This is a genomic window from Streptomyces sp. NPDC001508, assembly GCF_040298665.1.
Lineage (GTDB): Bacteria > Actinomycetota > Actinomycetes > Streptomycetales > Streptomycetaceae > Streptomyces.
In genome coordinates this window covers 1-26,877 of sequence record NZ_JBEPAP010000007.1, presented here as the reverse complement: position 1 = coordinate 26,877, position 26,877 = coordinate 1, and the positions used below count along the sequence as shown (strand labels likewise).

Annotated in this window: 19 protein-coding genes, 1 tRNA gene and 2 pseudogenes; 12 read left to right on the top strand and 10 right to left on the bottom strand. The window is 71.0% G+C overall.

Annotation, left to right across the window (positions count from 1 at the left end; translation table 11 throughout):
- Positions 1–7: 7 nt before the first annotated feature.
- Together ABT245_RS09235 and ABT245_RS09230 are read right to left on the bottom strand one after the other, a co-directional pair.
- Positions 8–1,084, bottom strand: a complete 1,077-nt coding sequence (locus ABT245_RS09235) for a metallophosphoesterase (protein WP_351730783.1) — start codon at positions 1,082–1,084, stop codon at positions 8–10.
- 217 nt (positions 1,085–1,301) lie between these two features.
- The gene (locus tag ABT245_RS09230; protein ID WP_351730780.1) at positions 1,302–2,417 is read right to left on the bottom strand and encodes a LacI family DNA-binding transcriptional regulator; all 1,116 of its coding nucleotides are present in this window, start codon (positions 2,415–2,417) and stop codon (positions 1,302–1,304) included.
- A 439-nt stretch (positions 2,418–2,856) separates the two neighbouring features.
- Here ABT245_RS09230 and hisC point away from each other — a divergent pair, with 439 nt between their 5' ends.
- From hisC to ABT245_RS09205, 5 genes are all read left to right on the top strand, one after another.
- Positions 2,857–3,936, top strand: coding sequence for a histidinol-phosphate transaminase (gene hisC, locus ABT245_RS09225; RefSeq protein ID WP_351730777.1), 1,080 nt, complete (start codon positions 2,857–2,859; stop codon positions 3,934–3,936).
- A 331-nt stretch (positions 3,937–4,267) separates the two neighbouring features.
- Positions 4,268–5,776, top strand: coding sequence for a cytochrome ubiquinol oxidase subunit I (locus tag ABT245_RS09220; RefSeq protein WP_351730775.1), 1,509 nt, complete (start codon positions 4,268–4,270; stop codon positions 5,774–5,776).
- Positions 5,777–5,794: 18 nt separating this feature from the next.
- On the top strand, positions 5,795–6,802 hold the full coding sequence (cydB, locus tag ABT245_RS09215; protein ID WP_351730772.1) for a cytochrome d ubiquinol oxidase subunit II: 1,008 nt from the start codon (positions 5,795–5,797) through the stop codon (positions 6,800–6,802).
- A gap of 71 nt (positions 6,803–6,873) precedes the next feature.
- Entirely contained in the window at positions 6,874–10,428 is a 3,555-nt protein-coding gene (gene cydD, locus ABT245_RS09210) for a thiol reductant ABC exporter subunit CydD (protein WP_351731236.1), read from the top strand.
- Positions 10,429–10,595: 167 nt separating this feature from the next.
- Positions 10,596–11,666 carry a M23 family metallopeptidase gene (locus ABT245_RS09205; protein ID WP_351730770.1) on the top strand — a complete coding sequence of 357 codons (1,071 nt, stop codon included), beginning with the start codon at positions 10,596–10,598 and terminating at the stop codon, positions 11,664–11,666.
- Here ABT245_RS09205 and ABT245_RS09200 read toward each other — a convergent pair whose 3' ends face one another.
- Together ABT245_RS09200 and ABT245_RS09195 are read right to left on the bottom strand one after the other, a co-directional pair.
- Positions 11,667–12,554 carry an HAD hydrolase family protein gene (locus ABT245_RS09200; protein WP_351730768.1) on the bottom strand — a complete coding sequence of 296 codons (888 nt, stop codon included), beginning with the start codon at positions 12,552–12,554 and terminating at the stop codon, positions 11,667–11,669.
- A gap of 82 nt (positions 12,555–12,636) precedes the next feature.
- Positions 12,637–13,017 (bottom strand): annotated as a pseudogene (locus ABT245_RS09195) (LLM class flavin-dependent oxidoreductase); the annotation flags it as partial.
- 541 nt (positions 13,018–13,558) lie between these two features.
- Here ABT245_RS09195 and ABT245_RS09190 point away from each other — a divergent pair.
- Entirely contained in the window at positions 13,559–14,470 is a 912-nt protein-coding gene (locus ABT245_RS09190; protein WP_351730765.1) for an LLM class flavin-dependent oxidoreductase, read from the top strand.
- A 236-nt stretch (positions 14,471–14,706) separates the two neighbouring features.
- Here the strand turns inward: ABT245_RS09190 and ABT245_RS09185 are convergent, their stop codons facing one another.
- Complete coding sequence (locus tag ABT245_RS09185) at positions 14,707–15,273, bottom strand: RNA 2'-phosphotransferase (protein WP_351730762.1); 567 nt, start codon at positions 15,271–15,273, stop codon at positions 14,707–14,709.
- A 720-nt stretch (positions 15,274–15,993) separates the two neighbouring features.
- Positions 15,994–17,217 (bottom strand): annotated as a pseudogene (locus tag ABT245_RS09180) (SDR family oxidoreductase); the annotation flags it as partial.
- Positions 17,218–17,556: 339 nt separating this feature from the next.
- Between ABT245_RS09180 and ABT245_RS09175 the strand changes: the two are divergent.
- From ABT245_RS09175 to ABT245_RS09150, 6 genes are all read left to right on the top strand, one after another.
- Positions 17,557–18,522 (top strand): ABC transporter ATP-binding protein, encoded by a 966-nt coding sequence (locus tag ABT245_RS09175; protein ID WP_351731233.1) that lies wholly within the window; start codon positions 17,557–17,559, stop codon positions 18,520–18,522.
- Positions 18,512–19,420, top strand: coding sequence for an ABC transporter permease (locus ABT245_RS09170; RefSeq protein ID WP_351730759.1), 909 nt, complete (start codon positions 18,512–18,514; stop codon positions 19,418–19,420). Before ABT245_RS09175 ends, ABT245_RS09170 begins: the two co-directional genes overlap by 11 nt.
- Entirely contained in the window at positions 19,417–20,328 is a 912-nt protein-coding gene (locus tag ABT245_RS09165; protein ID WP_351730755.1) for an ABC transporter ATP-binding protein, read from the top strand. Before ABT245_RS09170 ends, ABT245_RS09165 begins: the two co-directional genes overlap by 4 nt.
- 10 nt (positions 20,329–20,338) lie before the next feature.
- Complete coding sequence (locus ABT245_RS09160; RefSeq protein WP_351730752.1) at positions 20,339–21,058, top strand: ABC transporter permease subunit; 720 nt, start codon at positions 20,339–20,341, stop codon at positions 21,056–21,058.
- Positions 21,059–21,138: 80 nt separating this feature from the next.
- Complete coding sequence (locus ABT245_RS09155; protein WP_351730749.1) at positions 21,139–21,381, top strand: SGM_3592 family protein; 243 nt, start codon at positions 21,139–21,141, stop codon at positions 21,379–21,381.
- Positions 21,382–21,665: 284 nt separating this feature from the next.
- Positions 21,666–21,753 (top strand) — tRNA-Ser (locus ABT245_RS09150).
- A 315-nt stretch (positions 21,754–22,068) separates the two neighbouring features.
- Here ABT245_RS09150 and ABT245_RS09145 read toward each other — a convergent pair.
- The 4 genes from ABT245_RS09145 to efeB all read right to left on the bottom strand — a co-directional run.
- Positions 22,069–22,872, bottom strand: a complete 804-nt coding sequence (locus tag ABT245_RS09145) for an HAD family hydrolase (protein WP_351730746.1) — start codon at positions 22,870–22,872, stop codon at positions 22,069–22,071.
- A complete protein-coding gene (serS, locus tag ABT245_RS09140; protein ID WP_351730743.1) occupies positions 22,869–24,146 on the bottom strand; it encodes a serine--tRNA ligase in 1,278 nt (425 codons plus the stop codon). Before serS ends, ABT245_RS09145 begins: the two co-directional genes overlap by 4 nt.
- 540 nt (positions 24,147–24,686) lie before the next feature.
- Positions 24,687–25,619, bottom strand: coding sequence for a prephenate dehydratase (pheA, locus tag ABT245_RS09135; RefSeq protein WP_351730740.1), 933 nt, complete (start codon positions 25,617–25,619; stop codon positions 24,687–24,689).
- Between the two features lie 97 nt (positions 25,620–25,716).
- The coding region (gene efeB / locus ABT245_RS09130; protein ID WP_502982089.1) for an iron uptake transporter deferrochelatase/peroxidase subunit at positions 25,717–26,877 on the bottom strand (1,161 nt) is incomplete at its 5' end.

Genomic DNA, 26,877 nt, shown 5'->3' with positions numbered 1-26,877 from the left:
AGAACCCTCAGATATCCAGGGGGAGTTGCTGGACCAGCAGCTTTCCGGCCATGGTCACGCCGCCGTCCATCGCGATGGCGAGCCCGTCGGCGTAGACGTGCGGGCCCTCGACCACGGGCCCGGTGCCCTCCTCGCCGTCCTCGGAACCGACTTGCCCGAGCAGATAGGGAATCGGGCTGTGGCCGTGAACGATCCGGGTGCCGCCGTACGTATCGAGCAGCGAGCGGACGGCGTCGGCGCCGCCCTCGTCGCGGAAGGAGAAGCGTTTGGTGAACTTGCGGAACAGATCCCAGCACTCGTCCGCGTCATTGCGGGTGAGGGTCTCGCGGACGGTGTCGTTGACGGCCTCGATCGAGTCGCCGTAGTCGAGGTAGGCGGTGGTGTCGGAGTGCACGAGCAGATAGCCGTCGACCTCCTCCACGGCGTCGAGGCGGGCCATCCACTGCAGATGGTGGTCCTGGAGCCGGTCCATGTCGGTCTTCTGGCCGCCGTTGAGGAGCCAGGCGGCCTGGAAAGTGGCGGTACCCGCGCCGGAGTTGACGGGGGTGTCGCCGAACCGCTTGGCGCCCAGCAGGAGCAGTTCATGGTTGCCCATGAGGGCCTTGCAGTAGCCGCCGGCCGCGGCGGCCTCGGCGGACAGCCGCATCACGAGGTCGATGACGCCGATGCCGTCGGGGCCGCGGTCGGTGAAGTCGCCGAGGAACCAGAGCCGGGCGGTGCCCGCGCACCAGTGGCCCGCGGTGTCGATCAGGCCCTTGTGCTGGAGGGCGGCGACCAGTTCGTCGAGATACCCGTGCACATCGCCGACCACGAACAGCGCGCCGGGGCCGGCCGTGGGCTGCGCGGCCGGGGCGGGCGCCGGTTCGACGGGCACCTGGAGCGTGTCGCCGCGGGTGATGACGGGCAGGTCGCGTTCGGTGGGGGTGTAGCCCTCCGGATAGCCCTCCTCGGCGGGCGTGACGGTGCCGCCGGGGTGGGCGCTATGGGCGTACGGACCGGTTTCGTTGACGTACGCGGGCACCCGGAAGTCGCGCAACGTCGCCGTCCGCTCCGCTTCGGGTCCCTGACCGGCCCCCTGAGTCATCCGACCCCTCCACCATCGCGCCGCATCTGCACCACATCGGACTGCCTGGTCGCAGCGGTCCGCGGTGTCGTGGGCCCATCATAGGAATGCGGATCGCGCCATGTGATGACCCAGGGGTGGTCAATCGGGGCAGGAGCTCGGATCAACGCGGCTTTCGCCCCGATTGGTCGCTGCTGTCACCACCGGGGGCCGCGGCGCGCGCGCCGTCGGCCCCGGATCACTGGTTCTCTTCCGGCACCCGGGGCGGGCTGACCGTCGTGCGCGGCGGCCGCCGCTGGGACGAGGTGCGCACCATCAGTTCGGTCGGTATCACCTGCTCGACCGGTCGGTCCGACTCGACCCCCTCGATGGCGTCGATGAGGAGCTGGACCACGGCCGTGCCGATGCGGCGCGGCTTCAGCGAGAGCGTGGTGATGGGCGGCTCGGTGTTCGCGTACACGGTCGACTCGCTGCAGCACACCAGGAGCAGGTCGTCCGGGACTCGCAGGCCGTAGCGGCGGGCGGCGGCGAGCAGATCGGTGCCGTTGGGGTCGAACAGACCGTAGACGGCGTCGGGGCGGTCCGGGCGGGCCAGCAGCCGGTCCGCGGCGACGGCGCCGGCGCAGGGGTCGTGCGCCGGGTAGGCCTCGTACACCGGGTCCTGGCCGACGCGCTCGCACCAGTGCAGGTAGGCGGTGGTCGACAGATGGGTGTAGGTGTCCGTCGTCGTCCCGGTGAGCAGGCCGATGCGGCGGGCGCCCGCCTCGGCGAGATGGTCGAGGATGCCGAGGACGGCGGCCTCGTGGTCGTTGTCGACCCATGCCGTGACCGGGAGCCGGCCCACGGGGCGGCCGTCGGAGACGACCGGTAAGCCCTGCCGGACCAGCTCGCTGACCACCGGATCCTGGTCGGAGGGGTCGATGACGACGGTGCCGTCCAGGGCGACGTTGGACCACACGTCGTGGCGTGAGGTCGCGGGCAGGATCACCAGCGCGTAGCCGCGGGCGAGCGCGGCGGAGGTCGCGGCCCGGGCCATCTCGGCGAAATACGCGAACTCGGTGAAGGTGAAAGGTTCATCCCCGTACGTCGTCACCGTGAGGCCGATGAGGCCCGATTTGCCCGTGCGGAGCGTGCGTGCCGCGGCCGACGGGCGGTAGCCCAACCGGTCGGCGACCTCGCGGACATGACGGCGGGTGGCGTCCGGGAGTCTGCCCTTGCCGTTCAGGGCATCGGAGACGGTCGTGATGGAGACTCCGGCGGCGGCGGCCACGTCCCTGATGCCCGCCCGACCCGGCCGGCTGCCTCGACGTGAGGTTTCCGTGCGGCTCACCTGGTGCTTCCCTGCTGCTGTCATGGCGAGCCGATAGTAGGGCTCATGCGGTGGGGTAGTGCGGACGCATATGCCTCCAGTGACAGGCACGTTTCTGCATGGTCAAAATGGGTCAACTTCCTTGGAATACAAGCCGGTTGAACGATCCAATGGCAGGACGTGACGTGCCGACGCACATGGGCCTGCCAAGTGTCCGATGTTTCGAAGAGGTCTCAACTCACCTGCACGAGGGATGCGCGCTAGGGCGTAAGCCACCGGCGCGTAGATATATGTGTGACGCGCCCCCTGTTTCGTGCTGATTCATACCGTGATGCCCTTGATGCCGGTGGGGTTCGTGAGGTTTGCCCCTCATCGCTTCCCTTGCGTTCCGGCCTGTACGCACGGACGCCGAATCCTCATATGGTGAGGAGTATTGGATGCCGGCGGCGTTGATGGTCCGCCGGTGGTCGCGAGGAGGACTGCGGTGAGCGAGACGAGCCCCAAGCTGCGCGCCGAGCTGGAGGGTATCCCCACCTACAAGCCGGGCAAGCCCGCGGCGGCGGGCGGCCCGGCCGCCTACAAGCTCTCCTCGAACGAGAACCCGTATCCGCCGCTGCCCGGTGTCATGGAGAGCGTGACCGCCGCCGTCTCGTCCTTCAACCGCTACCCGGACATGGCGTGCACCGGGCTGATGAACGAACTGTCGGAGCGGTTCGCCGTCCCGCTCGCGCATCTGGCCACCGGCACCGGTTCCGTCGGCGTGGCCCAGCAGCTGCTCCAGGCCACCAGCGGCCCGGGCGACGAGGTCGTCTACGCCTGGCGGTCCTTCGAGGCGTATCCGATCATCACGCAGATCAGCGGTGCCCGGTCCGTGCAGGTCCCGCTCACCCCGGGCGAGGTGCACGACCTGGACGCAATGGCCGACGCGATCACCGACCGGACGCGCCTGGTCTTTGTGTGCAACCCGAACAACCCGACGGGCACGGTCGTGCGGCGGGCCGAGCTGGAGCGGTTCCTGGACCGGGTGCCCGCCGACGTGCTGGTGGTGCTCGACGAGGCCTACCGGGAGTTCATCCGCGACCCCGAGGTGCCGGACGGGGTGGAGCTGTACCGGGACCGGCCGAACGTGTGCGTCCTGCGGACCTTCTCCAAGGCGTACGGCCTTGCCGGGCTGCGCGTCGGCTTCGCCATCGCCCATGAGCCGGTGGCGGCAGCGCTGCGCAAGACGGCGGTGCCGTTCGGGGTGAGCCAGCTCGCGCAGGAGGCGGCCATCGCCTCGCTGCGCGCCGAGGACGAGCTGTTCGGCCGGGTCGGCTCGCTGGTGTGCGAGCGGACGCGGGTGGTCGACGCGCTGCGGGCCCAGGGCTGGACCGTTGCCGAGACGCAGGCCAACTTCGTCTGGCTGCGGCTGGGGGAGCGCACCAACGACTTCGCGGAGACCTGTGAGCGGCACGGGGTGGTGGTCCGGCCGTTCGCTGGGGAGGGAGTGCGGGTGACGGTCGGCGAGAACGAGGCGAACGACATCTTCCTGAAGGTGACCGAGGCGTTCCGTAAGGAGCTGTAGGTTCGTCCGTCCCTCGGGGCGCGATGGTCCTGCATGTGGCCCGTTTCACGTGAAACGGGCCACATGTGTGTAGAGGAGCCATTCGCCCGGCCCGCCCGTCTCGGGCGTGTTTCCGCAGGCGGGCCTCGCCACCGGGCCATCGATCCGATTCCGTCGTATCCGGCCGGTTCGCGTTAGCGACCCCCCACCCCTCCGGAGTCGAACGGCCATGCGTCATAATTGCTTGTGAATGTGAACGCGTTCACAAGCGTGGTCCCGTTTGCTCCCCCGATGGGTGTGGCAAAAGGGGCAAAGCTGCCGCAGTACCACGGCGATGTAAGGAGCTGACGACGTGGAATTGGCACTGGCGCCGGAGACCCTGGCGCGATGGCAGTTCGGTATCACCACCGTCTACCACTTCCTCTTCGTCCCCCTGACGATCTCCCTGGCTGCTCTCACGGCCGGACTGCAGACCGCCTGGGTCCGCACGGAGAACGAGAAGTATCTGAGAGCGACGAAGTTCTGGGGGAAGCTCTTTCTGATCAACATCGCGATGGGTGTCGTCACCGGCATCGTGCAGGAGTTCCAGTTCGGCATGAACTGGTCGGACTACTCGCGCTTCGTCGGTGACATCTTCGGCGCGCCACTCGCCTTCGAGGCGCTGATCGCGTTCTTCTTCGAGTCCACCTTCATCGGGCTGTGGATCTTCGGCTGGGACAAGCTGCCCAAGAAGATCCACCTGGCCTGCATCTGGATGGTCGCGATCGGCACGATCCTGTCGGCGTACTTCATCCTCGCCGCCAACTCGTGGATGCAGCACCCCGTCGGCTACACGATGGACAAGGCGCGGGGGCGCGCCCAGTTGACGGACTTCTGGGCGGTGCTCACCCAGAACACCGCGCTCAGCCAGGCGTTCCACACCCTCACGGCGGCCTTCCTGACCGGCGGCGCTTTCATGGTCGGCATCGCGGCCTTCCACCTGGCCCGCAAGAAGCATGTGCGCGAGATGAAGACCTCGCTGCGGCTGGGGCTCATCACCGTCGTCATCGCCGGCCTGCTCACCGCGGTGAGCGGTGACACTCTCGGCAAGGTCATGTTCAAGCAGCAGCCGATGAAGATGGCCGCCGCCGAGGCCCTGTGGGACGGCCAGAACGGCGCGCCGTTCTCGGTGTTCGCCTACGGCGACGTCAGCAAGGGGCACAACACCGTCGAACTGTCCGTTCCGGGGGTGCTGTCGTTCCTCGCCGACGACGACTTCAACTCCTATGTCCCCGGGATCAACGACACCAACAAGGCCGAGCAGGCCCAGCACGGTCCGGGCGACTACCGGCCCATCATCCCCGTCACCTTCTGGGCGTTCCGCTGGATGATCGGCTTCGGCATGGCGTCCTTCGCCATCGGCATCGTCGGTCTCTGGCTGACCCGCAAGAAGTTCATGCTGCCGCAGCATCTGCGGGTGGGCGAGGACGAGGTGCCGCATCTGGTCCTGTTCAAGAACAAGGCGCTCGGGCCGAAGCTCACCCCCTGGTACTGGCGCATCGCGATCTGGACCCTGGCCTTCCCGCTGATCGCCAACTCATGGGGCTGGATCTTCACGGAGATGGGCCGCCAGCCGTGGGTCGTCTACGGCGTCCTGCAGACGCGGAACGCGGTCTCCCCCGGGGTGTCCCAGGGCGAGGTCCTCACCTCGATGATCATCTTCACCGCGCTCTACGCCGTCCTCGCCGTCATCGAGGTCAAGCTGCTGGTGAAGTACGTCAAGGCAGGCCCGCCCGAGCTGACCGAGGCCGACCTCAACCCGCCCACGAAGATCGGCGGCGACTCCCGTGACGCCGACAAGCCGATGGCCTTCTCGTACTAGGCCGAGGGAGCTGCAGTCATGGAACTTCACGACGTCTGGTTCGTCCTGATCGCCGTCCTGTGGACCGGCTACTTCTTCCTGGAGGGCTTCGACTTCGGGGTCGGCATCCTCACCAAGCTGCTCGCCCGTGACCGGCCCGAGCGCCGGGTGCTGATCAACACGATCGGCCCGGTCTGGGACGGCAACGAGGTGTGGCTGCTCACCGCGGGCGGTGCGACCTTCGCCGCCTTCCCCGAGTGGTACGCCACGCTGTTCTCCGGTTTCTATCTGCCCCTGCTGGCGATCCTGCTGTGCCTGATCGTCCGGGGCGTCGCCTTCGAGTACCGGGCGAAGCGCCCCGAGGAGCACTGGCAGCGGAACTGGGAGACGGCGATCTTCTGGACCTCGCTGATCCCGGCGTTCCTCTGGGGCGTCGCCTTCGGCAACATCGTCCGGGGCGTGAAGATCGACCAGCACTTCGAGTACGTCGGCAGCGTCGGTGATCTGCTCAATCCGTATGCGCTGCTCGGCGGCCTGGTCACGCTGACGCTGTTCACCTTCCACGGTGCGGTGTTCACGGCGCTCAAGACGGTCGGGGACATCCGGGCCCGGGCCCGTAAGCTGGCACTGCGGGTCGGTCTTGTCACGGCCGTACTGGCGCTGGTCTTCCTGCTGTGGACACAGATCGACCATGGTGACGGCAAGAGCCTGGTGGCGATGGCCGTGGCGGTGGTCGCGCTGCTGGCCGCCCTCGCGGCGAACCAGACGGGGCGCGAGGGATGGTCGTTCGCGCTCTCGGGCGTCACCATCGTGGCGGCCGTGGCGATGCTCTTCCTCTCGCTCTTCCCCGACGTCATGCCGTCCTCGCTCAACGCGGACTGGAGCCTCACGGTCACCAACGCCTCGTCGAGCCCGTACACCCTGAAGATCATGACCTGGTGTGCGGTGATCGCCACGCCGATCGTGCTGCTCTACCAGGGATGGACCTACTGGGTGTTCCGCAAGCGGATAGGGACGCAGCACCTCGCTCCCGAAGCCGGTCACTGAGTCTGACGGGAGGGCTGTTTCACGGTGTTTCACGTGAAACGGCCCTCCCCGGACCGAAGGGCATGTTTCACGTGAAACCGATCGATCCTCGTCTTCTCCGGTACGCCCGGGCCACCCGCCTCTTCCTGGCGGCGGTGGTCGGCCTGGGCGCACTGGGGGCCGGCCTGCTCATCGCCCAGGCCATGCTCATCGCCGAGGTGGTCGTCGGTGCCTTCCAGCACCATCTGTCGGTCACCGAACTGCGCACTCCCCTGCTGCTGTTGGTGGCTGTAGCGGCCGGTCGCGCGGTCGTCTCCTGGCTCACCGAACTCGCCGCGCACCGGGCCAGCGCATCGGTGAAGTCGGAGCTGCGCGGACGGCTCCTGGAACGGGCGGCGGCGCTGGGACCCGGCTGGCTCGGCGGGCAGCGGACCGGGTCGCTGGTCACCCTCGCCACCCGCGGGGTGGATGCCCTCGATGACTACTTCTCCCGCTATCTGCCGCAGTTGGGGCTTGCGGTGGTCGTGCCGGCCGCTGTGCTCGCCCGGATCGTCACCGAGGACTGGGTGTCGGCGGCGATCATCGTCGGCACCCTGCCGCTCATACCCGTCTTCATGGTGCTGATCGGCTGGGCCACGCAGTCCCGGACGGACCGCCAGTGGCGGCTGCTGTCCCGGCTGTCCGGTCACTTCCTGGACGTGGTCGCGGGGCTGCCGACGCTGAAGGTCTTCGGACGGGCCAAGGCGCAGGCCGAGTCCATCCGGCGCATCACCGGCGAGTACCGCCAGGCGACCATGCGGACCCTGCGGATCGCCTTCCTTTCCTCCTTCGCCCTGGAACTGCTCGCCACCCTGTCCGTCGCACTGGTCGCCGTGACGATCGGCATGCGGCTCGTCCACGGCGACATGGACCTGTACATCGGACTCGTCATCCTGGTGCTGGCGCCGGAGGCCTATCTGCCGCTGCGCCAGGTGGGCGCCCAGTTCCATGCCGCGGCGGAGGGTCTGGCGGCGGCCGAGGAGATCTTCACCGTGCTGGAGACACCCCTTCCCGAGGCCGGGAAGGGCGCGGTGCCGTCCGGTGTGCTGGCCTTCGAAGAGATCACCGTCCGCTACCCCGGGCGAGCCACGGACGCCGTGACGGATGTGTCCTTCACGGTCGAGCCCGGTGAGACCGTCGCCCTCGTCGGACCGAGCGGAGCGGGCAAGACGACGCTGCTCAGTGTGCTGCTGGGCTTTGTGCGGCCCACCGGGGGCCGGGTGCGGATCGGGGGAGCGGACCTCGCGGACATCGACCCGGAACAGTGGCGGTCACGGATCGCCTGGGTGCCGCAGCGGCCGCACCTGTACGCCGGGACGATCGCGGAGAACATACGGCTGGCGCGGCCCGACGCGGACGACGAGACCGTGCGCCGGGCGCTGCGCGACGCGGGCGCGCTGGAGTTCGTGGACGCGTTGCCCGACGGTGCCGCGACCGTGCTCGGTGAGGACGGGGCCGGGCTGTCCGCCGGTCAGCGGCAGCGGCTGGCCCTGGCCCGTGCGTTCCTGGCGGACCGGCCCGTGCTGCTGCTGGACGAGCCGACGGCCGCGCTCGACGGGGCGACCGAGGCCGAGGTCGTGGCGGCGGTGCGCCGGCTGGCCGTGGGACGCACGGTCCTGCTGGTCGTGCACCGTCCCGCACTGCTGGGCGTGGCGGACCGGGTGGTGCGGCTGTCCGAGGCCGAGCCCGTCCGCTCGCCCTGGGGGGCAGAACCGCTCGGCGCCCTCGGGCCCACCGCGAACGACAGCCCGTCGGCCGCAGGTGTCCCGGCCACGGGCGTCCCGGGCACCGGCGGTCCGGGCTCGGGCGCTCCGGGCAGCGGCTCCGCCGCCGACGGTGACCGGTCCGGCCGCCCGGCGTCCGGTGTCCTCGCCCGGGTGCGGGCCATGTCGGGCCCCCGCCGTGGCCGCCTCGCGCTCGCACTGCTGCTGGGGAGCCTGGCGTTCGGCAGCGCCGTCGGACTCATGGCCACCTCCGGCTGGCTGATCTCACGCGCCTCGCAGCAGCCGCCGGTGCTGTATCTGATGGTGGCCGTGACCGCGACCCGGGCCTTCGGCATCGGGCGGGCGGTGTTCCGCTACGCGGAGCGGCTGGTCTCGCACGACGCCGTGCTGCGGATGCTGGCCGACACGAGGGTCGCGGTGTACCGGCGGCTGGAACGGCTCGCGCCCGCCGGGCTGCGCACCGCCCGCCGGGGCGACCTGCTGTCCCGGCTGGTCTCCGATGTGGACGCGCTGCAGGACTACTGGCTGCGCTGGCTGCTGCCCGCCGGTGTCGCGTTCGCCGTCTCCGCCGGGTCCGTGGCGTTCACGGCGTGGCTGCTGCCCGAGGCGGGGGCCGCGCTCGCGGTGGGCCTGATCGCGGCCGGTGCCGGCGTACCGCTGCTGACCGGCGCCGTGGCACGGCACGCCGAGCGACGGCTGGCGCCCGCCCGGGGGCTGCTCGCCACGCGCGTGACCGACCTGCTCACCGGCACCGCCGAACTCACCGTCGCCGGTGCGCTGCCCGCCCGTACCGGCGCGGCGCGAGGGGCCGACGGCACGCTCACCCGGATCGCCTCGCGCGCCGCCACCGCCACCGCGCTCGGCGACGGTCTCACCGCCCTGATCTCCGGGCTGACCGTGGCGGCGACCGCACTGCTGGGCGCCCAGGCGGTCACCGGGGGACGGCTGGACGGCGTGGCCATGGCCGTGGTCGTCCTGACCCCGCTCGCCGCCTTCGAGGCGGTGCTCGGACTGCCGATCGCCGTGCGTTACCGGCAGCGGGTGCGGCGCAGCGCGGAGCGCGTGTACGAGGTGCTGGACGCTGCCGAGCCCGTGCGGGAGCCGCTACGGCCCCGGCAGGCGCCCGTCTCCCCGTTCCCGCTGGTCGTGAAGGGGCTCGCCGCCCGCCATCCCGGGCAGCACCGGGAGGCGCTCGCCGGGCTGGATCTGACGCTGGAGCGAGGGCGCAGGGTGGCCCTGGTGGGCCCGTCCGGGTCCGGCAAGACGACCCTCGGCCAGGTACTGCTGAGGTTCCTCGACCCGGACGCGGGCTCCTACACGCTGGCCGGTGTGGACGCCCGCGCGCTGGACGGGGACGAGGTGCGGCGCCTCGTCGGGCTGTGTGCCCAGGACGCGCACCTCTTCGACAGCACCGTCCGGGAGAATCTGCTGCTCGCGCGGAAGGACGCCACCGAGGCCGATCTGCGGGACGCGCTCGCCCGGGCCCGGCTGCTGGCCTGGGTGGACGGGCTGCCCGATGGTCTGGACACGCTCGTGGGGGAGCACGGGGCCCGGCTGTCCGGCGGGCAGCGGCAGCGGCTGGCGCTCGCCCGCGCGCTGCTCGCCGACTTCCCGGTGCTCGTGCTCGACGAGCCCGCCGAGCACCTGGACCTGCCGACGGCCGACGCGCTCACGGCCGATCTGCTGGCCGCCACCGAGGGCCGTACCACACTGCTGATCACGCACCGGCTGGCCGGACTCGACGCCGTGGACGAGGTGGTCGTGCTGGACGGGGGCCGGGTGGCGCAGCGCGGGACGTACGCCGAACTGGCCGCCGTGGACGGGCCGCTGCGGGCGATGGCCGAGCGGGAGGCGGCGGCGGAACTGCCGGTCGGGGCGCCCTGACCCGGCTCCGACTGGCCGCGGACCCGCGGTCCTGAGGCTCCCCGGGGCACCACCCGCCGATGCGCGGCTTCCTCGCCCGCGGTCCGCTGGGCCATTGGCGGCAACCGGGGCCCCGGGCCTACGCGTCGAGGTGACCGGGGCCGTCCGGGCGCGCCACCATCGCCCGCATGCGCTCATACCGCTGTCATCCGCTGTTCGCCCCGGCGCTGCTGTGCGCGCTCACCGTCGTCGCGCCGCCGCCCGCGCACGCGGCCCCGGACGGATCCGACGCCGTGCCCCGCTCCGGCGACGTGCCGGGGCTCAGCCTCAAGGTGGCGCGGCTGTATCGGGAGGCGGCCGAGGCGGCACGGCAGTACGAGGCGGGGCGGCGCGAGGCGGAGCGGCAGCGTGCCGGGGCGCTGCGCGCGGAGCGGCTGCTCGGCCGGGAGCGGCGGCAGATGTCGGTGCTGCACGCGGACCTCGGCCGGATCGCCCGTGCCCAGTACCGGACGGGCGGGGGGCTGCCGTTCACCGCGCAGCTCCTGCTCGCGAGCGGTCCGGAGCAGCTGATGCGCGGTCAGCGCGTCTTCTCGCAGACGAGTCTCGCGGTGAGCAACGCCGTCGACAAGAGCCGCCGGGCCGAGGCACGGCTCGCCGCGGAGGAGGCCAGGGCCAGGTCCGCCTGGCGGGCGGTACGCCGACGGACCGGTGAACTCGCCGAGCTGCGGCGGGACATCGACCGCAAGCTGGAGGCGGCACGCGGGCAGTTGCAGCACCGTGCGGACGACTCGGCCGCGGCGAGCCGGTGTCGCGCCGCCGTACGGCTGGACCTGCCCCTCCCGCGCGTCGAGGGCGCGTGGGTCGCGCCTGTGCGGACGTACGAGCTGTCCGCGGGATTCGGCCGCGGGGGCGACCGGTGGGCGCACCGGCACACCGGTCAGGACTTCGCGGTGCCCATCGGGACGCCGGTGCGGGCGGTCGGCGCCGGCCACGTGGCGCAGGTGTCGTGCGGGGGCCCCTTCGGCATCCAGATCGTGATCCGGCACCCCGACGGCTACTGCACCCAGTACGCACACCTGGCCGCCGTCGCCGTCGAGGAGGGGGACCGGGTGGACACGGGGCAGGGGATCGGCCAGTCGGGCACCACCGGCAATTCGACCGGTCCGCATCTGCACTTCGAGGTGCGAGTCACGCCGGAGGCGGGATCGGCGGTGGACCCGGTGTCGTGGCTGGCCGGGCACGGGGTGCGGCTCGGGTGACTACACCCGCTCGGCCAGCAGCCGCTCGATGACGGCGGCCACACCGTCCTCGTTGTTGGCCTCCGTCCGCCCCGACGCGGCCGCCACCACGGTCGGGTGGGCGTTGCCCATGGCGTACGACCGGCCCGCCCAGGTCAGCATCTCGACATCGTTGGGCATGTCCCCGAAGGCGACGACCTCGGCGGGCGAGATGCCGCGCTCGGCGCAGCACAGGGCGAGCGTGCTGGCCTTGGAGACGCCGGGGCCGCTCAGCTCCAGCAGGGCGCTGGGGCTGGAGCGGGTGACGGTGGCGCGCTCGCCCACGGCGAGCCGGGCCAGCGTGAGGAAGGCGTCAGGGTCGAGGCTGGGGTGGTAGGCGAGGATCTTGAGCACCGGCTCGTCGCCGCCGGGTCCGTCGGCCGCGAGGAGCCGTTCGGCGGACAGGAGGTTGTCGGGCCTCTCCATGTGCAGCTTGGGGTAGGCCGGTTCCTGGTGGAATCCGTAGGTCTGCTCGACCGCGTACACCGTGCCGGGCGCCGCCTGGCGCAGCAGCCGTACGGCGTCCAGCGCGTTCTCCCGGGCCAGTTCCCGCACCTTCACGAACCGGTGGGCGCCCGGCCCGCCGTGCAGGTCGACCACCGCGGCGCCGTTGCCGCAGATCGCCAGGCCGTGGCCGTGCACATGGTCGCTGACGACGTCCATCCAGCGGGCCGGGCGGCCGGTCACGAAGAAGACCTCGATGCCCGCATCCTCGGCGGCGGCCAGCGCGGCGACCGTGCGTGGGGAGACCGACTTGTCGTCACGCAGCAGCGTGCCGTCCAGATCGGTGGCGATCAGTCGGGGCGGAACGGCGGCAGTCGGGGTCTCGGGCTGTCGGGTCGCTGAGGTCACCGGGTCATTCTCGCGCATATGCCCGCACGGTCGTGCGCCGGTGCGCACGGATGAGACGCACACGACGTCGGCCGGGCGGCGCCGCGCACCGAGGTCCCGGTTGTGCCACGGCCTCCAGGGCGATCTGCTCGAAGACCTTCTCGTCCGCGGCGAAGTGCGAGCCGGGATGGGCCAGTGGATCACGATCTCGGTGAACCCCGGTCCCGGTGGCGGCCGGCGAAGGCGACGAAGGCGTCCAGGGACTCCAGCGGCCGGTTCGTAGGACACCGAGTCCTCGGTCCGGAGGTGGTCGAGCAACGGCACGAACTCGGCGAACCGGTCGGCCTCGCTTGCACGGGGTCCAGGGTTCCTGTCCGAGCGCGGTGGCGTCGAAGCCGGTACCGCCCGCGCCGATATCGAGGGTGATCCGGCCGTCGGAGATGTCGGCGAGTGAGATCGGCTCCTTGGCGAGGGTCACCGGACGCCGGAAGGCGGGCGACGTGAACTTGTTCCGGCTCCCTGGTGTGGACGATTCACCCGGGACTCACGGTGGTGGTCATATCTTGTTCAGGTCGGCGACTGAGGCGTCACGTCCAGGCCGGAGTGCGGCGATGAGGTCGGTGTCGGCCTCACGTCGGACGGCCGGATCGTCGCCCGGTGCTCTCGCGGCGGCATACGGCAGTCGACTGGGATCCTGGAGCTGCCGTTGCCCGGCCCGGCGCCCGAGGGCGCGGAGGTGGATCGAGGCGTAGCGTCACCGGCCCGGTTGAGGTCGGGCACCTCACACCGCACGCGTAACCGGCTTGGCCGGGAGGACTGAACGTGGCTGACGCCGTACAGGGCGGCATCAGGGCCGGCGGCGGACCGTCACGGATGCTACGGGACCTCTTCGCGGACCCGGCCCTCGCGGGCGGGCCGGCCGACGGTATCGGGGCGGGGAGCTGGGACACGCACGGGATTGTGCGGCATGCAGGCCGAGCCGCCGCTGGCGCCGACGGCAGGTCGAACCGGGACCCGTCGAGCAGCACGTAGGCTCACCAGCCATGAGCCTGCGCCTGAGCACCGTGATCCTTCCCTACCGCCGCTGGCAGGAGGGGAGCCGTGCCGCATGGCAGCGTGCGGAGGACCTCGGTTTCCACACCGCGTACACCTACGACCATCTGTCCTGGCGCAGCTTCCGGGACGGCCCGTGGTTCGGTGCCGTGCCGACGCTGACCGCCGCAGCTGCGGTGACTGAACGCATGCGTTTGGGAACGCTCGTCACGTCACCTAATTTCCGGCACCCGGTGACCCTCGCCAAGGAAGTGATCTCCCTCGACGACATCTCCGGCGGCCGGGTCACCCTCGGCATCGGAGCGGGCGGCACCGGCTTCGACGCCACGGCCCTCGGCCAGGAGCCGTGGACGCCGCGCGAGCGTGCCGACCGGTTCGGGGAGTTCGTACAACTGCTGGACCGGCTGCTGACCGAGGGCGGACCCAGCGGTGTGTCGTACCAGGGCGACTTCTACGCGGCGCAGGAGGCGCGCACCATCCCGGGCTGTGTGCAGCTGCCCCGGCTGCCCTTCGCGGTGGCCGCCACCGGTCCGCGGGGGCTGCGGCTCGCCGCACGGTACGGGCAGGCGTGGGTGACCACCGGCGATCCCAAGCTGTATGAGAACGGCACTCCTGAACAGTCGATTCAAGCCATTCGCGGACAGGTGGACAAGCTCGCCGACGCCTGCGCGGAGATCGGCCGTGACGTGACCGGGATCGACAAGATCCTCCTCACCGGATTCACCCCGGACCGCGGCCGGCCGCTTCAGTCGCTCGACGCGTTCGTGGACTTCGCGGGCAGGCACCAGGAGTTGGGCTTCACGGAGGTCGTCGTCCACTGGCCGATCCCCCACTCGGACTTCGCCGCGGACGAGAAGGTCTTCGAGCAGATCGCCATGGAGGCGCAGGCACAGCTCCGCTGACGTTGGAGGAGCGTATTTCTCCTGGCAGCCTGCGATGGGCGACAAAGGCCTGACTGAGGTCGCCAGGGTGCCCAGGCGCATCCGGTCGGTGGCCTCGGTGGGCTCGGCCGAGACTGAAGGGCGCCACTGACAGCGGGCGAACGGTCACGGTGCTCGGTCGTCCGGCCATGTGCGGGCGGGGGTCCGTCGCTGCGGCCCCGGAAGCGGAGGGCCGCACAGGGGAGGGGCCGGGTCCGTCAGTGCGGCTCGGGGAAGCGCAGATACCGGGGCGGTACGGCCTTGGTGAGCCACACGCCGTTCGCGCTGACGTGGAAGACATGGCCGTCGCGGTGCATGGCCGCGGCGTCGACCGACAGCACGACGGGACGTCCGCGGCGGGCGCCGACGCGGGCAGCGGTCTCGCGGTCCGCCGACAGATGCACGTCGTGCCGGTTCATGGGCCTGAGGCCATCGGCGCGGATCGCGTCCAGATTCCGGGCGACGGTGCCGTGGTAGAGGTACGCCGGCGGGGTCGCCGGTGGCAGGCCGAGGTCGACCTCGATGCTGTGGCCCTGGCTGGCGCGGATCCGGGTGCCCTCGATCGCGAACCGCCGCTTGTCGTTGGTGGCCACGACGTGGTCGAGTTCCTCGCGGGTGAACCGGAACCCGTGCGCCGCCGCCGCGGCGACCAGCGTGTCGATCTCTACCCAGCCGCCCTCGTCCAGCGTGATGCCGATCCGCTCGGGCTGGTGGCGCAGGTGCTTTGAGAGGTACTTCGACACCTTCACGGTGCGCCTCTCGTCTTCTGGTCTTCTGTCTCTCATGTTCACTCCCCCAGAGTGCCGGGGGAGACGTGGATCACGCTGGCATTTTTCAGCGCGAGGTTTGATCCACAGCCAAGTCCGGTTATCCACAGGCAATTTGGCGAAACTGTGGACAACTGGTGGGCGCTTCAGAGTGATTCGCCAAGGTCATTGACCGAGCGGTGACTTGGCGTCAGGCAGCCAAGTCACCGCTCACTACCTCGCGTTCGGCGGAAAAGGAGATGAACGTCACCACATATGCGGCGCCAACGAGCCACCCCACGGCCCGGATCGGCTCGGCCAAAAGCGGCACACAACGCGATTCCCGCGCGGCATCCGGCGCCTTCCCCGGTCCAGCTGATCGGGCTACGAACGGCCTTGGCGCACAGCCCAGTTCGGCATCGCGATCTGGCCATGCCCGCGCGCCGACGAGTCCGCTTCCGCCGCCGTCCCATCCCTGGGGTGACCGTGGATCCACCAGACGCCTGGCGTGGGCGTACTCGGTCGTGAACTCCAGGAAGCCGACGGCGGTATGCCCCATCCCGATCCCCAACTCCCCTATCCGGCACGCGATTTCGCAGCACGGCATCAGCCCGAGGCCGTCCGTCACCCGTCCTCATACCCTCGGCTGCACCCGGGCGATCCGGTGCAACACCCCTGGAGCAAAACGGGATATGAGGCGCATGACGCGCGCCTCCGGGGTGACCGGGACCACCGCCTCGTTGCGCACCACCGACCGCAGATGCCGGCGTTGTTGACCAGCACGTCCACCACGCCGTACTCGGTGGTGACCTTCTCGGCGAGCTTCTCCATGGCCTGCTCGTCGGAGACGTCGGCGGTCTCCGCCCAGGCGGCCGGGGCGCCGAGCAGCCGGGCCGACTCGGCGGTGCGGGCGGCGGACTCGGTGTCCCGGTCGACGGCCACCACGCGCGCGCCGGACTGCGCGAACGCGAGCGCCGTCGCCCGCCCGATGCCGCTGCCCGCGCCGGTGACCAGCATCAACTGCCCGCCGAAGCGGTCCGCGTACCGGCCGGTGTGCCGCGCCGGCTCCGGGCGTCCGCCCTCGATCCGGGTGACGAACTCGGTGATCCAGGCGGCCAGTTGGTCGGGGCGTGTGCGCGGGATCCAGTGCTTGGCCGGGAGTGTGTGACGGGTCGACTGCGGAGCCCACCGCTCCAGTTCGTCGTAGAGCCTCTCGGACAGGAACGCGTCTTCCAAGGGCGTGATGAGCTGCACGTGCACGTGCGCGTGCGCGTACGCGTCCGTGCGCGGACGGCGCAGCCGGGAGCGCACGTTGTCCCGGTACAGCCAGGCGCCGTGCGCGGCGTCCGTGGGCAGGGACCTGGTCGGATAGTCGCCGCAGGGGACCCGCTCGGCCCGCTCCAGGATCCTCGGCCAGCGCCTGCCGAGCGGGCCGCGCCAGGCCAGCTCGGGCAGGACGGGCGTGTGCAGCAGACAGACGTACCAGGACTTGGCGCCCTGGCCGAGGAGTTGGCCCACCCGGCGGGGCGTGGGCCGCTTCACGCGCGCGTTGATCCAGTGTCCGAAGTGGTCGAGGGACGGGCCGGACATCGAGGTGAAGGACGCGATGCGGCCTTCGGTGCGCCGGACCGTGACGAACTCCCAGGACTGCACCGAGCCCCAGTCGTGCCCCACCAGATGCACCGGACGGCCGGGGCTGACCGCGTCCACGACGGCCAGGAAGTCGTCCGTGAGCTTGGCCAGGGTGAAACCGCCGCGCAGCGGCCGCGGGGCCGTCGAGCGGCCGTGGCCGCGCACGTCGTACAGCACGACGTGGAAGCGGTCGGCGAGCCGGGCGGCGACCTCGGACCAGACCTCCTTGCTGTCCGGATAGCCGTGCACCAGCACCACCGTCGGCTGGTCCGGGTCGCCCAGCTCCGCCACGCACAGCTCGACCCCGCCCGTGCGCACCCAGCGCTCCCGCGCGCCCTTCAGCACCGTCACCTGTCCTCCGCCCAGCACCCCGGCCTCCCACGCACGCACCGGCTCGCGCCTTTCCCGCGATCCCGGCCGGGTGTGGACTCCGGGTACCCCGTGTTCCCGGCCGTGTGCGGACTCCGGGTACCCCGGTCGCCGGTCGTGCTACTCGTCCGTAACGTGACACGGGTGAATGTGACAGTCGTCAGAGTCGGCGTCAACAGAAGGGCGGCGGCCTGTGGACAACTCTGCGTAGCTCTCAGGAGGGGCATCCCCTAAGGACCCGTCCTACTCCAGGCTGACCCCAAGACGGCTCTCCGGTCTGACGACCGCCGTGGTCCGCGTCACTACCGTCGAAGCGTGACTGTGATCGCGACCGAAAGCCTGAGCAAGCGGTTCCCCCGGGTGACCGCTCTTGACCGGCTCTCCGTGGACGTGGGACCCGGTGTGACGGGTCTCGTGGGCGCCAACGGGGCCGGCAAGTCCACCCTGATCAAGATCCTGCTGGGTCTGTCCCCCGCCACCGAGGGCCGCGCCGAGGTGCTCGGCCTCGACGTCGCCACCGAGGGCGCGGCCATCCGCGAGCGGGTCGGGTACATGCCGGAGCACGACTGCCTGCCGCCCGACGTCTCGGCCACCGAGTTCGTCGTCCACATGGCCCGCATGTCCGGACTCCCGCCGGCCGCCGCGCGCGAGCGCACCGCGGACACCCTGCGCCACGTCGGCCTGTACGAGGAGCGCTACCGCCCCATCGGCGGCTACTCGACCGGCATGAAGCAGCGGGTGAAGCTCGCCCAGGCACTGGTCCACGACCCGCAGCTGGTCTTCCTCGACGAGCCGACCAACGGCCTCGACCCGGTCGGCCGCGACGAGATGCTCGGTCTGATCCGCCGCGTCCACACGGACTTCGGCATCTCGGTCCTGGTCACCTCCCACCTGCTGGGCGAACTGGAACGCACCTGCGACCACGTCGTCGTGGTCGACGGAGGCAAGCTCCTGCGCTCCAGCTCCACCCGGGACTTCACGCAGAGCACCACCACCCTCGCGATCGAGGTCACCGACACCGACACCCACCCCGACGGCACCCGCGCGGTGCGCGACGCGCTCCACGCGCGCGGGGTGGACATCCAGGAAGAGGGCGGCGGCCTGCCAGGCGCCGGACACATCCTGCTGCTCACCGCGTCCGGCGAGGACACCTACGACCTGGTCCGCGACGTCGTCGCCGACCTCGGCCTCGGCCTGGTGCGCATGGAGCAGCGCAGGCACCACATCTCGGAGGTGTTCCGGGACGGCGAAGAGCAGCGGAAGGAGGCGGTCGGCCATGGCAGTTGAGCACCCGGCAGCCGCGCCCTCGGGTAACCAGACCCGTATCCACAACATCGGCTACCGCACCTACGACGGCCCCCGTCTGGGCCGCTCCTACGCCCGCCGCTCCCTGTACTCGCAGTCGCTGCGCGGCGCCTACGGCCTCGGCCGCTCGGTGAAGTCCAAGGTGCTGCCGATGCTGCTGTTCGTGGTGATGTGCGTGCCCGCCGCCATCATGGTCGCGGTCGCCGTCGCCACCAAGGCGAAGGACCTGCCGCTGGACTACACGCGGTACGCGATCGTCATGCAGGCGGTCATCAGCCTGTACGTCGCCTCGCAGGCACCCCAGTCCGTCTCCCGGGACCTGCGCTTCAAGACCGTGCCGCTGTACTTCTCACGGCCGATTGAGACCGCCGACTACGTCCGCGCGAAGTACGCGGCGCTCGCCTCGGCGCTGTTCATCCTGACCGCGGCCCCGCTGACCGTGCTCTATGTGGGCGCGCTGCTGGCCAAGCTCGGGTTCGCCCACCAGACGAAGGAATACGCACAGGGGCTGGTCTCCGTGGCACTGCTCTCGCTGCTGTTCGCCGGCATCGGACTGGTCATCGCGGCCATCACCCCGCGCCGCGGTTTCGGCATCGCCGCCGTGATCGCCGTGCTGACCATCTCCTACGGCGCGGTCTCCACCCTCCAGGCCATCGCCGACGCGCAGGGCAGCACCGGTGCGATCCCCTGGATCGGACTGTTCTCGCCGATCACCCTCATCGACGGCGTGCAGTCCGCCTTCCTGGGGGCCACCTCCGCCTACCCGGGCGGGGTCGGCCCGACCAGCGGGGAGGGCGTGGTCCATGTGCTCCTCGCGGTGGGCCTGATCGCCGCCGCCTACGGCCTCCTCGTGCGCCGCTACCAGAAGGTGGGACTGTGACCACGCTCTCCATCGACCACGTCTCCCGCTGGTTCGGCAACGTGGTCGCCGTCAACGACATCACCATGACCATCGGGCCCGGCGTCACCGGCCTGCTCGGCCCCAACGGCGCCGGAAAGTCCACCCTCATCAACATGATGGGCGGCTTCCTCGCCCCCTCCACCGGTTCGGTCACCCTCGACGGACAGCCGGTGTGGCGCAACGAGGAGATCTACAAGCACATCGGCATCGTCCCCGAGCGCGAGGCGATGTACGACTTCCTCACCGGCCGTGAATTCGTCGTCGCCAACGCCGAGTTGCACGGCCTGGGCGACAAGGCCGCGAGCCGTGCCCTGGCCACGGTCGAGATGGAGTACGCGCAGGACCGGAAGATCTCCACGTACTCCAAGGGCATGCGCCAGCGGGTGAAGATGGCCTCCGCGCTGGTCCACGACCCGTCGCTGCTGCTGCTCGACGAGCCGTTCAACGGCATGGACCCGCGCCAGCGCATGCAGCTCATGGAACTGCTGCGGCGCATGGGCGACGAGGGCCGCACGGTGCTGTTCTCCTCGCACATCCTCGAAGAGGTCGAGCAACTGGCCTGGCACATCGAGGTCGTCGTCGCCGGACGGCACGCCGCCAGCGGCGACTTCCGCCGGATCCGCCGCCTGATGACCGACCGCCCGCACCGCTACCTGGTGCGCTCCAGCGACGACCGGGCGCTCGCGGCGGCGCTGATCGCCGACCCGTCGACGGCCGGCATCGAGGTGGACGTCACCGAGGGCGCGCTGCGCATCCAGGCCGTCGACTTCGGCCGCTTCACCACCCTGCTGCCGAAGGTCGCTCGCGACCACGGCATCCGGCTGCTCACGGTCTCGCCGTCCGACGAGTCCCTGGAGTCCGTGTTCTCGTATCTGGTCGCGGCGTAGGAGGCCGAATATGTACGACCCCACAGTCGCCCGGCTCACCTACCGGGCCCTGCTCGGCCGCCGCCGGGCCCTCATCCTCGGCGCGCTGCCGCTGCTGCTGATCGTGATCTCGCTGGCCGTGCGGGCCCTCGCCGGAGCCGACGACCAGACGGCCTCGGACGTGCTGGGCGGCTTCGCGCTCGCCACCATGGTGCCGATCATCGGCGTCATCGCGGGCACCGGAGCGATCGGTCCGGAGATCGACGACGGCTCCGTGGTGTATCTGCTGTCCAAGCCGATCAAGCGGCCGGCGATCATCTTCACCAAGCTGATCGTGGCGATCGCGGTGACCATGGTGTTCTCCGCGGTGCCGACACTGATCGCGGGCCTGATCCTGAACGGCAACGGGCAGCAGATCGCCGTCGCCTACACGGTGGCCGCGCTGGTCGCCTCGATCGCGTACGCGGCCCTCTTCCTCCTCCTCGGTACGGTCTCCCGGCACGCGGTGGTCTTCGGGCTGGTCTACGCGCTCGTCTGGGAGGCGCTGTTCGGCTCCCTGGTGCCCGGTGCGCGCACCCTCAGCGTCCAGCAGTGGTCGCTGGCCGTGGCCCACAAGGTCGCGGGCGGAGACCTGGTCACCTCGGACGTGGGACTGACCACGGCAACGGTGCTGCTGGTCGCGGTCACCGTGCTGGCCACCTGGTACGCGGGGCAGAAGCTGCGCTCGCTGACGCTGGCCGGCGAGGAGTAGGCGCCGCCTTCTTGACGGGGGCTTCACCTCGGCCCCGGCACACTTGTGACAAAGGGGACGAACGGCTGGGAGGCGCGGGGATGACCGACGAGGCACCGCGGTACGACGGGGGCGGGCGGTCCGGGGACGAGGCGTGGGACGGGGTCGTCCTGGACGACGACTTCATACGGGCCGCCGACCGCTCCGAGCCGTCCGCGCGGGCCCGTATGCTCGCGGCCCGCTGGCGTTCGCAGGAGCCCGAACCCCAGCCGTGGCGGTCGGACGACCCGCCGGCGGGATGGTTCTTCAGCAAGGCCCGGCGACGCAGATGGCGCCGCCGGTAGCCGAGCGCACGTCCGGCGTGGCGGCGGCCGGTTAATTCGGTGGCGTCCGATTCGGGAGCCCGGCACAGTGGTTGTGCCCGCACCGCCGGGAGGGACCCGGCGCCGCGTTCTGGGAGAGGAGCCGGGCGATGTCCATGCACGACAGTTCGTCTGGTTCCCGACAGGGCAGCCCGCGGCTGGCTCCGGAGTGACTACCCGCTCCGTATGAGCCCGCCCCACACGGGGAGCTGCCCGGGGCGGCCGCTTCGAGCACGCGATGCCGTTCTCGCGTGGGCCGCCCACCCGGAGGATTGGCCGAGTGGTAAGGCACCGGCTTGCTGAGCCGTGGTCGGGCCTGGAAAGCCCGCGCACGTTCGATCCGTGCATCCTCCGCGAGACGTTGTCACTGCGACTTGGCCGGCTTCTTGGCCCGGGGCGGGGTCAGAAGGCCCCGGCGGCCCGGCCGAGGCCGACTGCCCATCGCGGTATCGAGTCGGACGGCGGGGGCCGCCTCTGTCACCTCGCCCGCATGCGCGGCGGCGCACCCGGACGCGAGGGCCGGAACGCCCGCGCACGCCGTGGGCGCCGCCGCCCGCCGGCACCACGGTCACCGGGGGAGCAGGGCTGGCCTGGGGCACGCCCCGGGGTATGGCGCTGCCGCCTTGCCCACCTGCCGCCCTGCTCCACCTGGGCAGGGCGGCAGGTGGCTCAGGGCAGGAGGTGTTCCAGGACCCGGGCGATGCCGTCCTCCTCGTTCGAGGTCGTCATCTCGTCCGCCACGGCCTTCAGTTCCGCGTGGGCGTTGGCCATCGCCACCCCGTGGGCCGCCCAGCCGAACATCGGGATGTCGTTGGGCATGTCGCCGAAGGCGATCGTGTCGGCCGCCTTCAGACCGAGCCTGCGGGCCGCCAGGGAGAGCCCTGTCGCCTTGGACAGACCGAGCGGCAGCAGCTCGACGATGCCCTCGCCGGCCATCGCGACGGTGACGAAGCCGCCCGCGGCGCCCCGCGCCGCCTCGGCCAACTCGTCGTCCGACAGCTCCGGGTGCTGCACATAGATCTTGTTCAGCGGGGCGGCCCACAGATCGGCCGCGTCCGTGAACGGTGTCGCAGGCAGCGCCCCGGTCAGCGCGTACCCGGGGCCGACCAGCACCTCGCCGTCCAGACCGGCCCGGCTCGCCGCCAGGAACAGCGGGCCGACCTCCGCCTCGATCTTGGCCAGGGCCACCCCCGCCAGCTGACGGTCCAGGGTCACGGACGTCAGCAGGCGGTGCTCCCCGGCGTCGTACACCTGCGCGCCCTGCCCGCACACCGCGAGGCCCTGATAGCCGAGGTCGTCGAGGATGTGCCGGGTCCAGGGGACCGCGCGGCCCGTGACGACGATGTGCGCGGCGCCCGCCGCGGTGGCCGCGGCGAGCGCGTCACGGGTGCGCCGCGAAACCGATCCGTCGTCGCGCAGCAGCGTGCCGTCGAGGTCGGTGGCGACGAGTGCGTAGGGGAAAGGGGAGGTCACTTGGCCACCGGCTCCAGGACCTCCCGGCCGCCCAGGTACGGGCGCAGCACCTCGGGAACGCGCACGGAACCGTCGGCCTGCTGGTGGTTCTCCAGTATCGCCACGATGGTGCGCGGCACGGCGCACAGCGTGCCGTTGAGCGTGGCGAGCGGCTTGACCTGCTTGCCGTCGCGGACCCGGATGGCCAGCCGGCGGGACTGGAACTCGGTGCAGTCGGAGGTGGAGGTCAGCTCGCGGTACTTGCCCTGGGTGGGGATCCACGCCTCGCAGTCGAACTTGCGGGAGGCCGAGGCGCCGAGGTCACCGGAGGCGACGTCGATGACGCGGTACGGCAGCTCCAGCGACGTCAGCCACTGCTTCTCCCACTCCAGCAGCCGCCGGTGCTCCTCCTGCGAGTCCTCGGGGGCGACGTAGGAGAACATCTCGACCTTGTCGAACTGGTGCACCCGGAAGATGCCCCGGGTGTCCTTGCCGTGCGAGCCGGCCTCGCGGCGGAAGCAGGGCGAGAAGCCCGCGTAGCGCAGCGGCAGCCGGTCGGCGTCCAGGATCTCGTCCATGTGGTAGGCCGCCAGCGCCACCTCGGAGGTGCCCACCAGGTACAGGTCGTCCTTGTCGAGGTGGTAGACGTCCTGGGCCGCCTGGCCGAGGAAGCCGGTGCCGGCCATGGACTGCGGCCGGACCAGCGCCGGGGTCAGCATCGGCGTGAAACCGGCCGCCGTGGCCTGGGCCATCGCCGCGTTCACCAGGGCCAGCTCCAGCAGGGCGCCGACGCCGGTGAGGAAGTAGAAGCGCGAACCGGAGACCTTGGCGCCGCGCTCGACGTCGATCGCGCCGAGCAGCTGGCCCAGTTCCAGATGGTCCCTGGGCGTGAAGCCCTCGGTGTCGAAGTCGCGGATCGTGCCGTGCGTCTCCAGCGTGACGAAGTCCTCCTCGCCGCCGACGGGCACGTCGGGGTGGACGAGGTTGCCGAGCCGGACCAGCAGTTCCTGGGTCTCGGTGTCGGCCGCGTCGCGCTCCGCGTCGGCGGCCTTCACGTCGGCCTTGAGCTGCTCGGCGCGCTTGAGCAGTTCGCCCTTCTCGTCGCCGGACGCCTTGGGGATGAGCTTGCCGAGCTGCTTCTGCTCGGCGCGCAGCTCGTCGAAGCGGACGCCGGACGACCTGCGCCGCTCGTCGGCGGACAGGAGGGAGTCGACGAGCGCGACATCCTCTCCACGGGCGCGCTGGGAGGCGCGCACACGGTCGGGGTCCTCACGGAGCAGGCGAAGGTCAATCACGCGCTCAAGGCTACCGGTGCGGGGTTGCCGCCCACGAATCACTATCCCGGCACGTTCCGGATCGCCACCTACGTTCCGTTGTGCGGCAATTGCCGGGTGTGGCGAAGTATGTCAATGAGCACCGTCTCACTCCCCGGGACGAGGCAGGCGCAAGGCGTCGGGTTGACTCGAATCCCTTGTGGGAAGCGGGACTTGGGCGCTCGGTTGTCCACAGGGATCCGCCTCCCGCCGAGAGTTATCCACAGGCTGTGTGGAAGAACTGTGGATTTCGGAATGGATCACTCCGGAACTCCCGCTGGAGCCGGAGAACTCCCGGTGCAAACCGGGGCGACATCCACGTACGGGTGGAAACAGGTCGCCCCTGAAGATGAACCAGGAGAAACGGGTGGACGAAGGGTGACCGGCGTGGCGGTGGCCCCGCCTGGGCCGCCGAGGACGATTTGTCGACCGGTCGGCGCCCGCTTGTCGACTTGTCCCCAGGTCGAGAAGAGCGCCTGTGGATAACTCCTGTGGACAACGAAGATATGCAGGTAGGACTGGCTAGAAACGACCGTCCTGGCACCGCGCCACCCAGTCGGCCGCCGCCACGAACTCCGCGTCCGACGTACCGGGCGGTGTGGGCCGCACCCCGTCGGGCCCGATGTCCGCCCGCGGGTACGAGCCGAGGTACCGCACCTGAAGACAGATCCGCTTCAGCCCCATCAGGGCCTCCGCCATCCGGCGGTCGGTGATGTGCCCCTCGGCGTCCACGCAGAAGCAGTAGTTGCCGATGCCGGCACCGGTGGGCCGGGACTGGAGCAGCATGAGGTTGATGCCGCGGGTGGCGAACTCGCCGAGGAGGTCGCGCAGTCCGCCCGGGTGGTCGTCGCGCTGCCACAGCACGACGGAGGTCTTGTCCGCGCCGGTCGGAGCGGCGGGCCGGGCGGGCCGGCCGACCAGCACGAACCGCGTCTGCGCGTTCTCCGCGTCATGGATCCCGGTCTCCAGCGGGACGAGGCCGTACCGGGCGGCGGCGAACTCGCCCGCGAAGGCGGCGTCGTACCGGCCCTCCTGGACCAGGCGGGCGCCGTCCGCGTTCGACGCAGCCGACTCCCAGGTGACGTCCGGCAGGTTGGCCCTGAGCCAGTTGCGGACCTGCGGCTGGGCGGCCGGGTGGGCGGTGACCGTCTTGATGTCCGACAGCTGGGTGCCGGGCCGCACCAGCAGCGCGAAGGTGATCGACAGCAGCACCTCGCGGTAGATCATCAACGGGGTGCCCGCGACCAGCTCGTCCAGGGTGGTCGTGATGCCGCCCTCGACCGAGTTCTCGATGGGCACGAACGCGGCCTCGGCCTCACCGGTGCGCACCGCGTCCAGCGCGGACTGCACGGACACATACGGGACCAGCTCCCGGGTGGCCGCCTCCGGAAGTGTGCGCAGGGCGACCTCGGTGAAGGTGCCCTCGGGACCCAGATACGCATAGCTCGCTGGCATGACCTCACCCTAATGGGCGCAGGCGAACCCGGCCCACGCGTCTCACCACAGCCCCTCCAGGGAGTGAAGGGCGGGAACCGGCGCGACACCGGGGGCCTCAGCCCTCCAGCAGTCGCTGCCCCACATACTCCCCCCGCGCCGCTCCGCCCGGGACGGCGAACAGGCCACTCGTCTCGTGCCGGATGAACTTCGACAGGGCGTCGCCCCGGTCCAGCTTGCGCTGCACCGGCACAAAACCGCGCAGCGGGTCCGCCTGCCAGCAGACGAACAGCAGCCCCGCGTCCGGCGTCCCGTCCGTATCGAGGCCGTCGTGGTACGAGAACGGGCGCCGGAGCATCGCCGCGCCCCCGTTCTGGTCGGGCCGGGTGATACGGGCGTGCGCGTTGCCGGGGACGATGTAGGTGCCCTGGTCGTCGGCCTTCTCCAGGTCCATCTCGGTGGTCTCGGTGCCCCCGGACAGCGGTGCCCCGTCGGACTTGCGGCGTCCTATGACGCCCTCTTGGGCGGTGACCGTCAGCTTCTCCCAGTCGTCGAGGAGCATGCGGATACGGCGTACGACGGCGTACGAGCCGTTCGCCATCCAGGCGGGCTCGCCCGACGCGGGCACGAAGATCCGCTTGTCGAAGTCCGGGTCCGTCGGCTTCGGATTGCGGGTGCCGTCGATCTGGCCCATCAGATTGCGGGCCGTCATCGGGCGTGCGGTGGCGCCGGGGCTGCGGTTGAAGCCGTTCATCTGCCAGCGCACCCGGGCCGCGGCGCCGGCGTCCTTCTGGATCGCGCGCAGGGCGTGGAAGGCCACCAGGGCGTCGTCGGCGCCGATCTGCACCCACAGATCGCCGTTGCTGCGCGCCTTGTCGAGCCGGTCGGAGGAGAAGTCGGGCAGCGGATCGAGGGCGGCCGGGCGCTGCTTCTCCAGGCCGGTGCGGGTGAAGAAGTCGTGGCCGAAGCCGAAGGTGATCGTCAGCGAGGACGGGCCGGCATCGCGGGCCACATCGGTGTCGTCATGCGCGGCCGGCTCGCCCGCCATCAGCCGTTCGGCCGTCGCCGACCAGCGGCGCAGCAGGGCCGCCGCCTCCCGGCGGCCCGCGCCCGCCGCCAGATCGAAGGCGATGAGATGGCCGCGGGCCTGAAGGCCCTCGGTGATGCCGGGCTGATGTTTCCCGTGAAACATCGCACGGCCGGCGCCCAGCGAGGTCAACGGCCTGGCCTGGGCGGGGGCGGGCCGGGTCGCCACCCCCCCCCCCCCCCCCCCCCGCCC